Origin of the sequence: Paenibacillus sp. FSL W8-0187 (genome assembly GCF_037969755.1) — a bacterium.
Classification (GTDB): Bacteria; Bacillota; Bacilli; order Paenibacillales; family Paenibacillaceae; genus Paenibacillus_AQ.
This window is the reverse complement of sequence record NZ_CP150206.1, coordinates 2,231,576-2,249,015: the sequence shown is the minus strand read 5'-3', so window position 1 is coordinate 2,249,015 and position 17,440 is coordinate 2,231,576. Positions and strand designations below refer to the sequence as shown.

Here is a 17,440-nt window from a genome sequence, read left to right as displayed (position 1 = left end):
TCCTATGATCTGATAATTGAATTCCTGATCATTATACGTAAACGACCCTGTGAATGCCCAAAGCAACGTATGGGATTTCCATCAGGCGATCCACCAGATTCAATCCATAACGATTCATGTATTCCAGGATATTATACACCCTCTCCTGGGGTTTCCCTTCCGGCATCAGTGTCTGTTCAATGCGTTTCCACTGTGCCAGTGCGGCCTCATGCTGCTGTTCCAAGGCATTCCGGGATTTACTTAACAGGTAATCCATCTGCTCCAATATTTTTTCTTTATTGGTTAGACCTAATTTTAACAGTCCACTTTGCATTTTGCCAAGATCTTCTATTAAAGGCTGATATAATGCTTCAAATTGTTCCCGGGTTTGACTGAATCGTTCCTCAAGATTCAACTCATCCTTGCTGGCAAGCCAAGCCTCACGCTTCTCAGACAAACGGAGGTGAACATCCTCGAAGGACAATCCATATTTCTCCATAAGCTTATGGACGGTTCCATCAACGATGGAGAATGACATTCTCGGGATGATCAGCGGCATCTGCAAACCTAAGTCGGAAAATGCATAGCGCGTAATCGCCCAATAAGAAATCTCGCCTGGACCGAGTATCGTTCCGAGCACGGGCAGCAGCGAATCCTGCATAATTGGACGGGTCAGCACATTGTTGCTGAAGCGTTCAGGATGCTGATGCAAATCCCGAAGCAGTTCTTCCTCCGTGAGCGTAATGATGCCTTTCCGGTCTGAGAATACACGTCCTTCTCGGTAAAGCAGCAAGCGTCTGCCTTCATGCAAGTAGAACAAGTTGGCCCCATTCTCGGATACATCAGCCTGCACTTCATAACCCAAACCTGCGATATCCCTTGCTGCCTGCTGGTACGAAAGTCCCATTGTTTCGTTGCGGGTAATCAAAGATTCGAATACGGGCACTTCCAACGCCCGCAGTCCCGGATCTGCAGAATCCAGGAGTATTAGCCCATATTTGCCGAACATACAGCTGATGAGTTTAGCAAATGCCTCGCTGAATCCAGCCGAACCGTCAAACGATTCCCTAGCCATCTTCAGCAGATCCGCCTTATATTCGCTGTCTGCCAGTTGAATCTGGAGCTCTGCCAGCATTGTATTCCAATCTTCCTCAGCAACGTTAGTATAACTAACCGACGTCCTGAGTCCGTCCTTGGCATCAAGCTTGATCTTGGAAAGCTGCTGATCCTGACTCAGGAAGTACGTATGATTCACTTCATCCCAATCATGATCCTCCCCGGCGATCCAAAATACAGGCACGACAGGACGATTCAAGCGCTCTTCCGCTTCACGGGCCGCTTGAATGACGGTAATTGCTTTATATATGACAAGCAGAGGTCCGGTGAACAAACCGCTTTGTTGTCCACCAACCATGGTAACCGTTCCTGGCTGCTCCAGAAGTTGGAGTGATTTATGTACAGCGGGATGATCATTGTGTTTCTGATTATACGTCCGAAGGCAATCTGCCAGCGCTTTACGCTGAATTCGTTTGTCTTCCGAAAGATCCAGCCATTGTACCCGCTCTGCATAGCTGTGCTCGCCGCGGTAATCTTCACCGTAGAACCCGCTTACCCGGTCAAAATGATGAATATAATCCTGAGCGAGACGCGAAGCGAGGGATAATGGTTCCGGAACGATATTCATGAGGTATTCCTCCTATTCTACGTCGCAACCAAATCTAGATTGTGCATGAAATTTAATTTATTCTATAACATTTTGCCTTTCTTGATTGTACCGAATGTTGGCATTCTGCGTCAAAGGAAAAGAATAGCCGCCGGCACGATGCCAGCGGCTATTCTTGAAGCAGCTTTCTCATATTCAGGTCCGCTTGTTCAAGCGTAGGCTTTTGCAACCCAGTGTCCTTTGGACACTTCGACCAATTCCGAATCCTTCACATCCAGTTGAACCGTTCCGTCTTCGCCTTTGGCAGCTGAAATCGGCCCCTGCATATCGTCTTCCAGCTTGAGACGCTTTTTGTTTGCCTCAATTTCTGGATCCGGAATCGGAATTGCGGACAACAAGGTCTTGGTATAAGGATGGATCGGATTTGCATACAGCTCTTCACTGTCTGCTAGCTCCACCATTTTACCCAAATACATAACCGCTACCCGGTCACTGATATGCTTGACCATGGACAGGTCATGCGCAATGAAGAGATAGGTCAAGCCCAGACGGTCCTGCAAATCCTTGAGCAGGTTGACAACCTGTGCCTGAATCGAAACGTCAAGCGCCGAGATCGGCTCGTCGCATATGATGAATTTAGGGTTTACCGCAAGAGCACGAGCAATCCCGATCCGTTGACGCTGACCGCCGGAGAATTCATGAGGGTAACGCGTCGAGTGGTCACTATTCAAGCCGACCATATCCAGCAGCTCCTCAATCCGCTTCTTGCGTTCGGCGCGGCTGCCGGCCATGCCGTGAATATCCAAAGCTTCTCCGATAATATCCGACACCGTGAATCTTGGATTCAGCGAGGCATACGGATCCTGGAAGATCATCTGCATATCGCGGCGCATCGCCTTCATCTTGCCCGGAGACAGCTTGTAAATATCCGTTCCGTTAAAATTAACGCTGCCGGCCGTAGGTTCATAGAGACGGAGAATCGTCCGTCCTGCTGTTGATTTACCACAACCCGACTCTCCTACCATGCCAAGCGTTTCGCCTTCACGGATATAGAAGTTCAGGTCGTCAACTGCTTTAAGAATCTGTCCTTTGCCCACGTTAAAATACTTCTTGAGGCCCTTTACCTCAATCAAGTGGTTATCCTTCATGAACCCTGCGCCTCCTTCGCCATCGGATGCAGATTCCAGCAGCGCGCCATATGCGTGTCGCTAAATTCCGTTGCGCCCGGATCCACCCGTTCACAAATTCGCATAGCTTCATCACAGCGAGCGGCGAACGGACAGCCTACAGGCGGTTTGATCAGATCCGGTGGTGTTCCGATAATCGGAATCAGCGGTTCGTCTTTCTTCTGATCCAGACGCGGCATGGAGCGAAGCAAACCTTTGGTATAAGGATGCTGCGGGTTTTTGAAAATCTCCCATTTCGTTCCCGTTTCCACCACTTCACCTGCATACATTACGATGACACGGTCACACATGCCAGCAACAACACCGAGGTCATGCGTGATCAGAATGATCGATGTGCCTAAGCGTTCCTGCATTTCCTTCATAACGTCCATAATCTGTGCCTGAATGGTCACGTCGAGTGCCGTCGTCGGTTCGTCCGCAATCAGCAGGGTCGGCTTACATGCAAGCGCAATCGCGATCATCGCACGCTGCCGCATACCGCCGGAGAACTCATGCGGATACTGATTGAAGCGCTCCTCCGCATTTTTGATACCCACCAGCTTCAACATTTCTATGGCGTGTTTTTTGGCTTCGGAGAAAGACATCCCCTGGTGCTTGATCAGCACCTCCGTAATTTGCTTACCTATTCGAATGGTCGGGTTTAGCGACGTCATTGGATCCTGGAAGATCATCCCGATATCCTTGCCGCGAATCGCTTCCATCTGTTTATTTGTTTTTTTGAGAAGGTCTTGTCCTTGGAAAATGACCTCACCCTTTTTTATTTCTGAGGGCGGGGACGGAATCAATCGCATAATGGTCTGGGCGGTAACACTTTTACCGCTTCCGGACTCACCGACGATGGCAACCGTCTCCCCCTTGCCGACTTCAAAATTCATGCCGCGGACTGCTTTTACTTCACCGCCGCGAACACGAAACGATACGTTGAGGTCCTTTACCTGCAAGATCGGTTCCATACCTTCCCACCTCCTATTTTTTCAATTTCGGATCCAGCGCATCACGCAATCCATCACCGAAAATGTTAAATGCTAACATCGTCAAGCTGATAAATAGAGCAGGGAACAACATCCGCCATGGATAGTACATCCATCCGGACAGGGCATCATTAATCATGGAGCCCCATGAAGCAACCGGTGCTTGAACTCCAAGACCAAGGAAGCTCAGGAAAGCCTCGGCAAAGATCGCACTTGGAACCGACAGGGTCAAGGTAACGATAATCGGACCCATCGCATTCGGAATCAAATGCCGGAACAACAGGCGCCCGGTTCCCGCACCCATCGAACGTGAAGCGAGGACATATTCTCTGTTCTTAAGCTGCATAATCTCGCCCCGCACAATCCAGGACATGTTAATCCAACCGGTGATAGTTAAGGCGAGTATGATCGTTCCTAAACTTGGTTCAAATACAACCAACAGCAAAATCGTAACGAGCAGGTACGGAATGGAATACAAAATTTCGGCAAACTTATTCATGAACTCATCGATACGGCCACCGAAATAACCCATGATGCCGCCATATATTACACCAATCATCAAGTCAATCGCAGCTGCTGCAAGACCAACGGTCAAGGAAATCCGAGCACCCATCCAAGTACGAACAAAAACGTCGCGGCCCAGATCGTCGGTTCCAAACCAATGTTCTGATGAAGGCGGCATATTCGTATTCATCAAATCATTCGTTTCATAATCATAGTTAGAGATCATCGGGCCGATAATGGCCATGATGACAATCAGGATCATAATAATCAAGCCGGACATAGCAAGCTTGTTCTTGCGCAATCTTTCCCAGGAATCTCTCCAGGAGGACAAACTTTCACGCTGTATTACCTCGGATTGTTTCTCATCAGGACCAATCTTCTGAAAATCTTCAGGCTTCAAGTTTAGTGCCGCAGGATGAGGCATACTTTGTTCTTTCTCCATGTCTACCTCTCCTTCCCGCCGGTCAATTTAATGCGTGGATCCACAAATACATATACGATATCTGTAACGAAACGCGCCAGCATCAGCAAGATGCCGTAGAATATGGTAATCCCCATAATGACTGTATAATCGCGGTTTGTGATACTTTCCACAAACTGCTTGCCAATGCCGCCAATACCGAAGATCTGTTCAATAACGACCGAACCGGTAATGATGTTCGCTGTCATTGGGCCGACATAAGTTACGACCGGCAAGATCCCGTTACGGATAACGTGACGGAACATAATGGCGAACCAGTTAAGACCCTTGGCCTTCGCCGTCTTAATATAATCCGAATGCAGTACTTCCAGCATGCTGGATCGCGTTAATCGCGCGATAAATGCAATCGGCTGAGCAGATAGAGCCATAACAGGAAGTACGTAGTCAAGCGGTCCTTCAAAACCCATAACATTGAAAATGCCCGCTTTCTCTGCGAGAACGTATTGCAACAATGATGCAAGTACAAAACTCGGTACCGCGATGCCGAGAACCGAGATAATCATGGCGATGTTGTCAATCAGCTTGCGGTGATACAGAGCTGCAAGCATCCCCAGCAGGACACCCACGATAACGGATACTACGATCGCGATAAGACCCAATCGAAGTGAAGGGCCAAATGTGTCAACAATAATATCAGTGACGGATTGCCCCTGTTTTTTCATAGACAAACCAAAATCACCCTGAACGATATTGCCCAAGTATTTCGTATATTGCTGAAATACCGGTTTATCTAAATCATACTGCTCCATCAGCCTCGCCAAAATTTCAGGCGATGGCTTTTTCTCTCCCATAAACGGATCGCCCGGTATGGCTTTCATAAGAAAAAAAGTGGCTGAGATCAGTATGAACAACGATACAAGCATATAAAAAAACTTACTCGCCACATACCTCAGCATTTCGCTAGCCTCCTGATCAGTTGTTCTAAACCAAGCCGTCTATATAATTGTATTATTCTAGAACGGACCTGGCATCCCTTAACTTTCACCAACGGACACAAGATTTGGAAACCTTGTGTTCATACAAAAAAATCGGGATATATATGAGGTTTAAAATGCCCCACATATATATCCCGAACCGTAATCTTTTATAAATGGTTTACAAAAGACTACTCGATATATGCACGTGTGAAATCGATATCACCCTTATAATCCAGATGAAGATTCTTCACCCATGGTTTAACCAGGGACACGCTGGAGTAGTAGTAGATTGGCATAACAACTTGGTTGTCTTCAACGAGAATTTTCTCAGCTTTGGACATCAGCTCCATGCGTTTAGCGTTATCGCTAGTTGCATAAGCATCCTTCACAAGTTGGTCATATTCTTCGCTCTTGAAGCCAGTATCGTTGTTACCGCCTTTGGATGTCCACATATCGATATAAGTCATCGGGTCGTTATAGTCTGCTCCCCAACCGGAACGGGCAATTTGATAGTTCAAATCCGTACGGTTCTTCAGGAATACGCCCCACTCTTGGTTTTGTACCTTCACAGTAACGCCGAGATTGTTCTTCCACATATCTGCAATAGCAAGCGCAATTTTCTTGTGGTTGTCATCGGAGTTATGGATTAACGTAACTTCCGGTAATGTGGTATAGCCTTTTTCCTTCATGCCTTGCTCGAGCAGTTTCTTAGCTTCTTCAAGATTTTCATCGAAGTAAGTATCCGGCACCTCTTTACGGTACTCGTCGGACTCACCCTTGATACCAGGAGGAACAAAACCATGTGCAGGAAGTTGTCCACCTTGCGTGATTTTCTCTACGATCGCCTGACGATCAATCGCCATTGCGAAAGCTTTACGGATATTCACATTGTCAAATGGTTCTTCTGTTGTGTTAAAGATATAGAAATACGTCGATGAAATACCTTTGATCATCAGTTCATCGCCCAATTCCTTCTTGATCGCATTCAGCTGATCCGTCGGAATATTCCCTGTTGGATGTCCTGCATAATCCAATTCATCGTTACGATAGCTTGAAAGTTCAGTTGCAGAGCTGTTCACGATACTCATTTGAACTTTTTCAAGTTTGATTGAATCCTTGTCCCAATATTGGTCGTTCTTTACAAGCTCGATCTTTTGACCTTTGGTCATTTGTGAAACTTTGAACGGACCATTACCAATCAATGTTTCCGGTTTGGTTGCCCAAGAAGCATTACCTTCAACGGAGTTGTGAATCGGGAAGTAGGTTTGGAATGACATCAAGCTGAGGAAGTATGGCGTTGGGTTTGCCAGCGTAACTTCTAGCGTATAATCATCGGTTGCTTTTACGCCGACTTCATTGGCGTCTTTGATCTCTCCAAGATTGTAAGCTTCAGCGTTCTTAATGTAATAGAGCTGATACGCATATGGTGATGCTGGAGTAAAGTTCGGATCAAGTACACGTTTCCATGCATACTCAAAATCCTTTGCCGTTACTGCATCGCCGTTACTCCATTTGGCATCTTTGCGAAGGGTGAAGACATATTTCAATCCATCTTCAGAAACATCCCATTTTTCGGCTACGCCAGGCTCTTCTGAGCCGTCTGCACCCTTCCGAACCAAACCTTCAAACACAGCACTGATTACTGTATTCGACGTGTTATCCTGAGCCAAGCCCGGATCCAATGTAGGAGGGTCGGAAGCAAGGTTCATACGGAAGACTTGCTCTTTAGGCTTGTCCGCCGTTCCGCCTTTATTGGCGCCATCGTTCTTGTCAGCTCCACATGCTGCTAAAACTGAGCTGAAAGCAAGAATTAACGTCATGAGAAGCATTAATTTCTTTTGTTTCTTCATCTTGCGGTATCCCCCTCATAGATTTTAGGTATATGCTTATCGATTATACAACCAGTGGTCAAAAAAATCCAGAAATCAATAAATTGAAAAATCTGCCTGACCCAAAGATCAAACAGATTTATCATAAAATTCTAGTTATGAGATTGTTCTTACATCATCTTAATTATGTAGGAGAGGACACCAAAAAATGTGAATATGATATACCCGAAACTCATGCTGACAAACCCGAGACGCCACACGGCGCGCAGCAGCCTTTTACCGTTAACCTTGCCTTTCCAGCGGTTCTGCGCACTGCCGATCAGCCCCGCAGCAATGAGCAGCATGAGGAGTATGAGATAGAAACCGAATTTGGACTGGAATGTATTATTAAACAAGGCGGAGACCGAAAACAGCATAAAAAATGTGGTGACATCCATGGCCAGCTCCAGCGCTTGCTTTCGATTTTTATTTCTTTGCAAGACAATGAAATAAACCAGTAAAAACGGAATGAACGGAAAAGAACTTAATGTTTGAAACAGCCCCTGCAAGAAACCCATGCTAAGACCCCCTATGTATTCATCCCCTCGATGAGCTGCGTGACCAGCTCGTGTGTTGGAACAGAAATGCCATATTTTTGGCCCAAACGGACAATACTTCCGTTAATCCAGGCAACTTCCGTCGTTCTGCCGTCCATTACATCCTTAAGCATGGAGGACGTGTTACCTGAAGTCGATTGGCAGACGGATATAATCCATTCCCACAGCCCGCTTCCGTAAGGAATTCCACCCGCTTCATATACGGCGATCCCTTCATGATATAACTGCTTCATGAGCCTGACTCGTTCAGGGGAAGATAACAGCGCTCCGTTAGGAATCCTCCACAATGCCGTCAATGGATTAATGACTGCGTTCATCAGCAGCTTGCGATAAATCATCTCATCCATTTGATTCGACAAAAAAGCTTCAAATCCTGCTCTATTCAGCTGTTTAACCAGTTCAATTTCATGATTTTCTTGAGAGAAAGGATCTAATGGGCTCCCAGCGGGCATCATTTTGCCGATTGTCGTCGTTCCATGACCGGCATGCATAACAGAGACGCTGCTTGAACGCTTGGCCCCTTCCGTAGTAATGGCAGCGTAGATCGTCCATACCGGCAGCAGGTCTTGAAGCCGCTCCAAATGGCCTGTACCGTTCTGAAAACATATTAGTCTCCGATGTTCTTGACCATATTGAGCCAGCATCTCCGTTGCCATCTCTTCAATCCCTTGCTGCTTCAACATGAGGAAAAGATAATCCGCATCGCCAGCGCCACCCGACTGCGCAAAGGTTGACCATGAACAGACCGAGAACGCATGGGCGTCAACGACCTGGTGCTGCCCCTTCTCCTCGATGGTTATGCCGGAAGCCCGAAGCTTGTCCGCCTGTTCCTCGCTTCGGCACCATAACGTGACACGGCACCCTGAATTCGCAAGTTTACCCGCGTATAATAGCCCCAATGAGCCAGCTCCGATAATATGGATATTCATCATAATCCCCCATTATTGTAATCAACCACGAAGTACTAGTCCTAGTATATATCAGAATAATCCTCGATACGCACAAATAACCCGCCAAAGCGCATGGAATGCACTAATGCGGGTTACGGCTAGAGCAAGATAACCTTTACCTATTCGATTCGTTCCAGATTACCGTTTGCGTCCATTTTGAAGCGTGTTTTAAGCTCCTCGTCTTCTTCATTTAAGAAAGCAAGTCTGCGTGCCCGATCCATAATCTGAATCAGTGCCTTATAATCGTCATTGACCACATGATAGTCCGTTTTCACTTCGCTGACTTCCTTCAATAACCTTTGATTCTCACTGCGGAGTCTTGAAAGCTCATCCTCTTTTTCACGCAAGTTCTTCTCAAGCAATTTATACTGACGTGAACTTTCCTGAAGCCCGCCCTTCCACTGACGAAGGAAACGGATAACGGCATCGATGGACAGTGTTTCTTCACTTGCACCATCATTCTTATAGACATCGTGCTCCAGTTCCGGAGCAGCCAAGCCGGCAACCTGCGGTCCACTTACCGAAGGCTGTTTTTTATAATAACTTCTCTTTTGACGCTGAGATTTCGCCAAGCTAATAGCATCCTCATATTTCTTGCGAACGCAGCTATTCCAACGAAATCCACAAGCTGCCGATGTCCGGCCGATTCTTTCTCCCACTTCCTCAAAGGCAGCCAATTGGGTGCTGCCCTCACGAATATGACGAAGAGTCACCTCCGCCAATATTAGGTCGTCCTCTGCACTCCATGCATCCTGTCTCACTGCTGACATACCACAAAACCCTCCTAACGACATCCTAAAATAACCGTCTTCAATACCGTAAATCGGCTGCTGAATAGGGTATAAAAACTGCTTAATTCATTTCTATGCCTCTCATAGAGTTCATAGAATCTATTTGATACTAAAATGTATTTCCATTTTGAATACAGATCATACTCTTACGAAGGGAAAAGGGGGAGATTCGTCCAAATTATTCACGAATTCAATGTCTTACTTCTGGTTAATAATAAAAAATAAAGGGTTTTCTTGAGTTAGGCGTTTACACGTTTTTGCCATAACGCTATAATGTTGATAGCAGCATTATGTGCGTACATACGAGAGGAGGATATAATCGTGGCACGGATGTTTCGAGTCCTTGGCTTTTTCACCCTGACTATCGGGTTGATGGCCTTTGCCGGAGATCATATTGAAATGGCACTGCTTTTCTTCCTGCAGACTGCATTTTTTGTGATCCTGGGATATTTGAAATTCACGGAGAGAACCTATATTCTTCTCTTCTGGGCTTATATGATCGTGACCTTCACAGGCTTTAGCTATTGGACGGTCTTCATTATGGGCAAACCACTCTAATAGGTAAATGGTGCAAGCGATGCTTGAAATCCACCGGCGCTCAACCTGTACAAACAGAGGCCCGCTGGTGGATTTTCCTTGCAATTAGAGAACGAGAGTACTTAAAAGAGCGATCAGGTGCTTTAGCGGCCGGATCGCTTTTTTAGTGCCTGAAGGTTGATAATTAAGTCGTATACGTCATATATTGGTTAAAATGAAGGGACAGACAGTGGTTGGATTCCTTTCGACTAACAACCATTCAAGGAGGACTCCCGTTTGAATGTACGAGTAAAAAAAACTTTCCTCCCGGTCATGCTGTGTATAACCCTGTTATTCTGCTTCATAGGGACTCCCGCTCTGGTATATTCCGAGCAGGATGTAAGCCCTGTTATGCCTGATTCGGAAGAGGCACGCAAACTTCTGGAGGACAGTCTCTCCATCGTGGAGATCGACCATGAAATCGAACGGATAACCAAACGCATCGCCGAATTGCAGCGCCTCCAGGGCGAACTGCAAATTAAAATTAAGGATATGGGCTTGCGTATCGAAGACCGGCGCGATCGGGCAGGAGCTGTTCTTCGGTCTTATTACATGGGTGAACGTGATCATTTATTCTTTATGCTGTTGTCTGCAAAAGACTTAGCCGGTTTATTCCGGATCATGGACTTTTACGATATCATTATTCAAAATGATCGGGATACACTTGCGGTATATAACAATCAGTACCGCTCCCTTGCCTCCGCCCAGGCTGAAGCGGCACGCAATGCTTCTCAGCTCGCCGAAGTAAAGGACAGCCTTGTTAAGCAGCGTGAACGGGTGCTGGCACTTGAACAGCAGGTTGACGGAGCACTGACAGCCAGCGGCAACCCGGATGCTATGAAAAAGTTGATTGAGGAATTCACCCTTTATTGGGAGAACGTGGGGCTGTACGAAGTAAAGCGTCACTTCAAGGCTTTAGCCAGCGCCATGGAAAACCTGCCGCAATTTGTCCAGGGAAGCAAGAATATGCTGAAAACAAACGGCAAGGAGTATACCATCGGTATCCATGAGGATGATCTCAACGCATTTTTAAGATCCGAAGATGAAATCTTTAACAGCTTTGCTTTCCATTTTAACGATGGAAAAGTAATAGCTTCGGGTGAGAGCGGAAATCTGTCGCTGCTGATTGAAGGAAAATACACCGTGATCAACGAACCGGAGAATGCCATCATGTTTCAAGTCGACAAACTTGTATTCAATCGACTGGAATTGCCTGACACCACGCGCAAAGCCCTGCAGGACGAATTCGACATGAATTTTTATCCTAAACAGTTGGTGTCTTTCTTAAAAGCAACACAGGTATCCAGCCAAGATCAAAGATTAGTGGTCAAAATGGAGCTGGATTTATAGTAAAAAGCTGCCCTTCACTTGGGCAGCTTTTTTTAAGGTTGAGGAGACGAGTACAATTCCATATATTGTTGGATCGTGATTTCGCCAAGCAGCAATCGATTTGCTGCTTGGCTATATGTTTGAAAACCTTCCGAATCACCAAAATTCAAAGCGGCCGGCTCATTTCGAGAGAGCAGCACCTGGGCTGGAACGGCCGCTTTTTGCCAAATGCCCCGATCACTCAGGTTTGTACCCATGACATACAACTCGGAAATAACGGGCAGCGTTCCTGCCGCTCTGCTCCATTCACGCTGCATCGCTTTGCCAGTCATATACGTAATCCATTTCATGGCAAGCGCCGATGATTCCGTGTGTGCGGCAACCGCAAAACTTCGAGTTCGGACAACCGGCGTATCCAGATGCGCCTTCCCCATTGCCAATGCAAGTGACACTCCAACGTCCTCTTGATCTGAAAAGCTCGAATACGGCCCAATGACCACGGCTGCTTCCACTTTACCGGAGATGGTCGACTCTTGGCCATTAACGTCTGCCTCTGTCGATCCTTGCGCTGATTCTGTCACTCTTCCATGATTGCGAATCAGCATATCGAGCACCTCTTGATCCGGCTTGGAGGGATCACCTTCGAGCAAATGAACCGCCGCACCGAACGCATAAGGATCATTCCAGTCAAATGAGAGGACAGGGCTTACCTTATGCCGCTCCAAATATTCCTGCCACGCCTGACGGCTCTCTGGCACTTTAAATGGTTCGCCGCCCTTTCCCTTGGTCTGCCAGGTCATAATATAGGGGTCTATATCAAACGGCATTCCCCATTGATACCCGTTCCACTGCAGCGGCGGCAGAAGACCATTCAAGATATCTTCGCCTGGCATTGTGCCTTGAGAAGCATCAACAGGCAGTAAGCAGCCACTCATTGCAAGCGCTTTAATAAGGTGTGAATCCGTTAATACAATATCAGGCCCTTCACCAAGGGACATCTCGAGCAGAAACGACTCTTTCTGTGTTTCACTCGTTTCCAGAGGCGTGATTTCAATCTCAGCACCGGTCTCTTCCATAAAACGCTCATTAAGAGCTTTAAGTTGTCTCAGTTCATCCGGGTTTAACTGAACACCGACCTTGATCGGGCCCAGATCAGTCTCCGGTACCTCCGGTCTTTGCTGCGGAGGTTTCGGTTCATCCCCCGGGGGCTCTCGTCTAGTATGGTGAGTGAAGTCAAAGCTGGGAGATAAACTGGATAAAGACAACAATAAAATGGCAAATAAGAACCAATATTTCTTCCGCTTCATATCCCATCTTCACTCCTTCAATAGTCGCACGCCCTTATTTTACCAAACTTCTAGTGCTCTTGTCCTATCTTTTTTGTTAATTATCTAGTCCAGATTTTACTAATTAACGATGGGAAGGAAAAAAGACTGTCCTATGAATCTGAACAGTCTTTATCCCAAAGTTACTCTGAGAATCATTTCTCGGGAAATATATATTACAACAAGTCGGCAGCCAACTGAGCAAGCTTGGATCGTTCCCCTTTTGTCAACGTAATATGCCCGCTCAGATTTTCTTGCTTGAAGCGTTCAACCACATAGGTCAGCCCATTACTCACAGCATCCAGGTAAGGATGATCAATCTGCTCCGGATCTCCCATCAGGATCACCTTACTCCCTTCTCCCGCCCGGGAAACAATCGTCTTGACCTCATGACGGGATAAGTTCTGGGCCTCATCCACAATGATGAACTGACCTGGTATCGAGCGGCCCCGGATATAAGTCAGAGCCTCCACCTGGATACTGCCAAGCCCCATCAATATTTTATCGATATCACCCGATTTTTTGGTGTCGAACAAATATTCCAGATTGTCATATATCGGCTGCATCCATGGTCTTAATTTCTCTTCCTTTTCGCCAGGCAAATAACCGATATCCTTCCCCATTGGAACGACCGGACGCGCAATCAGCAGTTTTTTGTATTTATGCTCATCCTCCACCTTGGAAAGGCCTGCTGCCAAAGCCAACAAGGTTTTTCCCGTTCCGGCCTTCCCGGTAATGGTGACTAGCGGAATCTCGTCATTCAGAAGAAGCTCAATCGCCATACGCTGTTGGGCGTTACGGGCGCTGATGCCCCAAACAGGTTCATTGCTTAAATGAAGGGGCTCCAATCTAGTTGCATCCTCATTTACATGAAGGAGGGCAGACTTTCCTGACCCCATCTCATCCTTCAGGATAACAAATTCATGGGGATAAAGTGGATAAGACAATTGAAGAGGTTTGATCGGCAAATAACGATAGCTGTAGAATTCGTCAATCACCGAAGGGTGAACCTTTAAGGTAGAGAATCCAGGATATAATTCACTGGGATCGGCTGTACGGTCCGATAGATAATCCTGTGCCGTTAATCCGAGCACATCGGCCTTAATTCGAACAAGCACATCCTTGCTGACCAGAACGACAGGTCTTCCGCCCTCCTTCGGCTCCTCCTCCAATTTATAATTTAACGCGACAGCCAAAATCCGGTTGTCGTTGGATGCTTCGCTAAATAACTCCTGTACCTTGACGAAGCTGCGATGATTCAGCTCGACCTTCAACGTCCCGCCGTTCTCCAAAAGAACTCCGTCATGAAGATGGCCTTGTTCTCTTATACCATCAAGTAATCGGGAAACCGTTCGGGCGTTGCGGCCGATTTCATCCGCATTTCGTTTCTTCGAGTCAATCTCTTCAAGAACCACCGCAGGAATGATGACTTCATGCTCATCGAATGCATAAATCGACTGAGGATCATGAAGTAATACGTTCGTATCCAGCACAAATATTTTTTTCATCTTATCCCTCCACTGCTTCTTCATCAGGTACACACATAAACCTTTCTGTCCCGGACATAATAAGCGTAGCGACTGAAGTCATTTAGTGAACTCTACTACGAAAGGACAGATCAATCCATGAGAGCTGCTCTATCCATAATGCTAACGGTGTTGTTGCTCGCAGGCTGCGGGACCGCCAATCACAATGCATCACCCTCTCCTCGTGGTAAAACCAATGGTACTACTGCTAACAGTGTTCACAACATGAGCGGGAACAGAGGTTATACCACTAACAATGTAGACGGCCGGACTCCGAATAACACGAATACGGGACGAGTTGGCAACGTAAATGATAACAACGGACGAGTCGACGCTACAACCGCGAATCACCTGAAATCACTTGCCGAGAGGGTGCCCGGCGTTAAAAACGCGAACTGTGTTGTCATGGGAAAAACGGCTGTTGTTGGACTTAATGTAGATGGAAATTTAGATCGTGCGGAAGTCGGAACCATAAAATACACAGTCGCGGAAGCCCTTCAAGCCGATCCGGCAGGTGCCAATGCACTTGTTACGGCCGATTTGGACGTTGCAAACCGGATTGCCGATCTTGGTCGGCATATTCAGGAGGGGCATCCTGTTTCAGGACTTGCCAGTGAACTTGCTGACATCGTAGGTCGCATCATTCCTCAGCTGCCTAAAGATGTAACGCCGCGAGACGGGAATGTACAGCAAAACGGTACTCCATCGGTTAAACCGAATAACCGAGGGAATGCACCAGCCAACCCGCATCATAATAAATAGACCTTCTTGAAGGTAAACTCACCAATCAGCATAAGACAAATCCTGTCATTCCCCGAGTTTGTCCGTCACCAAGCTCCAAATTTCATACAAAAAAGCCCAGTGAAGCTCACTGGGCTTTTTTTAAGGTCATAACAACGCGACTAACGAGCATTTCTGCTTCGCCAGTGACATGACCCGTATCATATTCGGAGTTCTGTAGCCTGTTCGGTGTGAAATTGAAACCCATGTCGAATGAACACGCCTGAGAAGACATGGAATCAGAAGGATGACATCTGAAAGGCTCCCATCCCCAAATGGAATCTGCTCGAACAAATGCATGGGCAGGTTTATCCGTCTGCCGATTACAGATCAATGGGTGTGTCGTATGCATCATAAGGTAGGACATGCCTTCGGCCTCCTGTACAATGATCTCCATCTGATACATTGTATTATAGCATACAATAAAACTTGCCTTCAATTGTCACGGAGTTGTTGCAGAATCCGCTTCTGTCCCCTGCTCGCCAGCGTTATGCTTGCCGGCAAGCTCATCTTGCAGCGCTTGTTTCGCTGCATTGAGTTCATTGTCGTTAATGTAAACGTTAGGGCTTCTCCACTCACCGGTAATCGGCATAAATTTAACGTCATCTTTACCAATATCATAATAAGTCGTGAGCAAGTTGCGGATCTGCTCCTGCTCGAAATCGGTGGTCATGTTGTCGCTGACCGCATCCAACGCATTACCCACTTTAGTTACGCCGCCAAAAGACTTCATTTTATCGAGCAGCGAGTGTAGTACCTCACTCTGACGGGCATTGCGATCAAAGTCATTGGATTCCTTCGTCTTCGGCGTACAGTTCCGAGATTTACGGTAACGGACATAATCCAGCGCTTTCTTGCCATCCAACTTCTGAGGGCCTGCAGTTAGGTTAATATCCGTCCCATCCGCACTGTCGCGGTAACACATGTTGTACTGAACGTTAACATCCACTCCGCCAAAAGTATCCACCACTTCACGGAATCCCTGGAAATCGATAACCGTTACATAGTCGATATTAACGCCAAGATATTTGCTCATCATAACTTTCATTTCTTCTTCAGCCGGAATGCCGCTGCCCGGTTCCTTTTTCTCCGCAGCATTGTAGGCCGCTTTAAACCTTGGGTAATAAGCGTTCAGTTTACTCGCTTTGTATCCTTCGAGTTCAATCAGTGTGTCCCGCGGCAGGGAAACCAGCGTCGACGTATTAGTTTCTGGATGCATGGTGGCAACCATGACCACATCCGTCAAGTAAGTTCCCGTCTCCGGGCGATGATCCGTTCCCAAGAGAAGCACCGTAATCGGTTTTTCTTTTGCAGATTGTCCTGGAGCTACAGGTTTATCAATCCCGCTTTTCTCAATGATCTCATTACCTTTGAAGAGCAAGTACCCGGCATAACCTGCTGCAGATATTACTGCGATTAACAAGACGATAAGAATGAATTTAAAAAATGATTTCCATGCGCTTTTTTTCTTTTTTGGAACTGGCTGTTTCTTGCCCTTCCCCCCACTTTTGGCTCTCGGAGGGAGATTGGTATGAGTAGGTTTCATATCATAACACCTTATTTCATTCAAATTAGATGAATGTCCGATAAACGCTTCAAATTTCGAAGCATTTACCGGACCTTGGTTGACTTCTCTCTCTTATAAACGATGGGGACTGACAAAAAGTTGCCGTATGGTTGTTACCTGAGTTGCTAAATTTCTACAAAGCTTATGACTTCGGCTCGGTTTGAGCCTTCTTCTTCTGACGATCTTCAACAAAATATCGAATACGCACCATCAGCATCAATGCCACAGCTACTAACAAGCACTGGATAATCGGCAGCTTATCAATCTGAAACACAAGCAGTATCGCCGAACCCAAGGCCATCAAGATATACAGGAGAATCTCCTTCAACAGAGGGAGCTTCTGTTTCACCCGGAATACCTTGTTGTAAACGTAGGTGATCAGCACAAAAATCACGATATAAGAGATGAGTGGGTGCGAGGCAAACCATTCTTGCATGATAGGTTCACTCCTTTTGGACAAGTAGATCTC

Annotated in this window: 16 protein-coding genes; 3 read left to right on the top strand and 13 right to left on the bottom strand. The window is 46.6% G+C overall.

Going from position 1 to position 17,440, the window contains the following annotated elements:
* Positions 1 to 31: 31 nt before the first annotated feature.
* From bshC to MKY48_RS09865, 9 genes are all read right to left on the bottom strand, one after another.
* Positions 32 to 1,663 carry a bacillithiol biosynthesis cysteine-adding enzyme BshC gene (gene bshC / locus MKY48_RS09905; protein ID WP_339292852.1) on the bottom strand — a complete coding sequence of 544 codons (1,632 nt, stop codon included), beginning with the start codon at positions 1,661 to 1,663 and terminating at the stop codon, positions 32 to 34.
* A 188-nt stretch (positions 1,664 to 1,851) separates the two neighbouring features.
* Entirely contained in the window at positions 1,852 to 2,790 is a 939-nt protein-coding gene (locus MKY48_RS09900; RefSeq protein ID WP_098742740.1) for an ATP-binding cassette domain-containing protein, read from the bottom strand.
* Positions 2,787 to 3,782, bottom strand: coding sequence for an ABC transporter ATP-binding protein (locus tag MKY48_RS09895; protein ID WP_076320625.1), 996 nt, complete (start codon positions 3,780 to 3,782; stop codon positions 2,787 to 2,789). The genes MKY48_RS09900 and MKY48_RS09895 overlap by 4 nt, the downstream gene beginning before the upstream one ends.
* A 13-nt stretch (positions 3,783 to 3,795) precedes the next feature.
* On the bottom strand, positions 3,796 to 4,746 hold the full coding sequence (locus MKY48_RS09890; RefSeq protein WP_339292851.1) for an ABC transporter permease: 951 nt from the start codon (positions 4,744 to 4,746) through the stop codon (positions 3,796 to 3,798).
* A 2-nt stretch (positions 4,747 to 4,748) separates the two neighbouring features.
* Positions 4,749 to 5,681, bottom strand: a complete 933-nt coding sequence (locus tag MKY48_RS09885; RefSeq protein WP_071222972.1) for an ABC transporter permease — start codon at positions 5,679 to 5,681, stop codon at positions 4,749 to 4,751.
* Between the two features lie 209 nt (positions 5,682 to 5,890).
* A complete protein-coding gene (locus MKY48_RS09880; protein WP_339292850.1) occupies positions 5,891 to 7,552 on the bottom strand; it encodes a peptide ABC transporter substrate-binding protein in 1,662 nt (553 codons plus the stop codon).
* Positions 7,553 to 7,701: 149 nt separating this feature from the next.
* Complete coding sequence (locus tag MKY48_RS09875) at positions 7,702 to 8,088, bottom strand: DUF3397 domain-containing protein (protein WP_213645351.1); 387 nt, start codon at positions 8,086 to 8,088, stop codon at positions 7,702 to 7,704.
* Between the two features lie 11 nt (positions 8,089 to 8,099).
* Entirely contained in the window at positions 8,100 to 9,056 is a 957-nt protein-coding gene (locus MKY48_RS09870) for a 2-dehydropantoate 2-reductase (protein ID WP_339292849.1), read from the bottom strand.
* Positions 9,057 to 9,196: 140 nt separating this feature from the next.
* A complete protein-coding gene (locus MKY48_RS09865; protein WP_076320619.1) occupies positions 9,197 to 9,847 on the bottom strand; it encodes an RsfA family transcriptional regulator in 651 nt (216 codons plus the stop codon).
* A 342-nt stretch (positions 9,848 to 10,189) separates the two neighbouring features.
* Between MKY48_RS09865 and MKY48_RS09860 the strand changes: the two genes are divergently transcribed.
* Together MKY48_RS09860 and MKY48_RS09855 are read left to right on the top strand one after the other, a co-directional pair.
* Positions 10,190 to 10,426 carry a DUF2626 domain-containing protein gene (locus MKY48_RS09860; RefSeq protein WP_006209059.1) on the top strand — a complete coding sequence of 79 codons (237 nt, stop codon included), beginning with the start codon at positions 10,190 to 10,192 and terminating at the stop codon, positions 10,424 to 10,426.
* 255 nt (positions 10,427 to 10,681) lie between these two features.
* Positions 10,682 to 11,794, top strand: a complete 1,113-nt coding sequence (locus MKY48_RS09855) for a hypothetical protein (protein ID WP_339292848.1) — start codon at positions 10,682 to 10,684, stop codon at positions 11,792 to 11,794.
* A 32-nt stretch (positions 11,795 to 11,826) separates the two neighbouring features.
* Here the strand turns inward: MKY48_RS09855 and MKY48_RS09850 are convergent, their stop codons facing one another.
* Together MKY48_RS09850 and MKY48_RS09845 are read right to left on the bottom strand one after the other, a co-directional pair.
* On the bottom strand, positions 11,827 to 13,080 hold the full coding sequence (locus MKY48_RS09850; protein ID WP_339292847.1) for an extracellular solute-binding protein: 1,254 nt from the start codon (positions 13,078 to 13,080) through the stop codon (positions 11,827 to 11,829).
* Positions 13,081 to 13,274: 194 nt separating this feature from the next.
* Positions 13,275 to 14,606, bottom strand: coding sequence for a PhoH family protein (locus tag MKY48_RS09845; protein ID WP_076320616.1), 1,332 nt, complete (start codon positions 14,604 to 14,606; stop codon positions 13,275 to 13,277).
* Between the two features lie 117 nt (positions 14,607 to 14,723).
* Between MKY48_RS09845 and MKY48_RS09840 the strand changes: the two genes are divergently transcribed.
* Entirely contained in the window at positions 14,724 to 15,386 is a 663-nt protein-coding gene (locus MKY48_RS09840; protein WP_339292846.1) for a YhcN/YlaJ family sporulation lipoprotein, read from the top strand.
* 460 nt (positions 15,387 to 15,846) lie between these two features.
* Here MKY48_RS09840 and MKY48_RS09835 read toward each other — a convergent pair whose 3' ends face one another.
* Both MKY48_RS09835 and MKY48_RS09830 read right to left on the bottom strand, forming a co-directional pair.
* Positions 15,847 to 16,950 carry an LCP family protein gene (locus MKY48_RS09835; RefSeq protein WP_339271931.1) on the bottom strand — a complete coding sequence of 368 codons (1,104 nt, stop codon included), beginning with the start codon at positions 16,948 to 16,950 and terminating at the stop codon, positions 15,847 to 15,849.
* Positions 16,951 to 17,113: 163 nt separating this feature from the next.
* Positions 17,114 to 17,407, bottom strand: a complete 294-nt coding sequence (locus tag MKY48_RS09830) for a YlaH-like family protein (RefSeq protein WP_076320612.1) — start codon at positions 17,405 to 17,407, stop codon at positions 17,114 to 17,116.
* Positions 17,408 to 17,440: the final 33 nt, after the last annotated feature.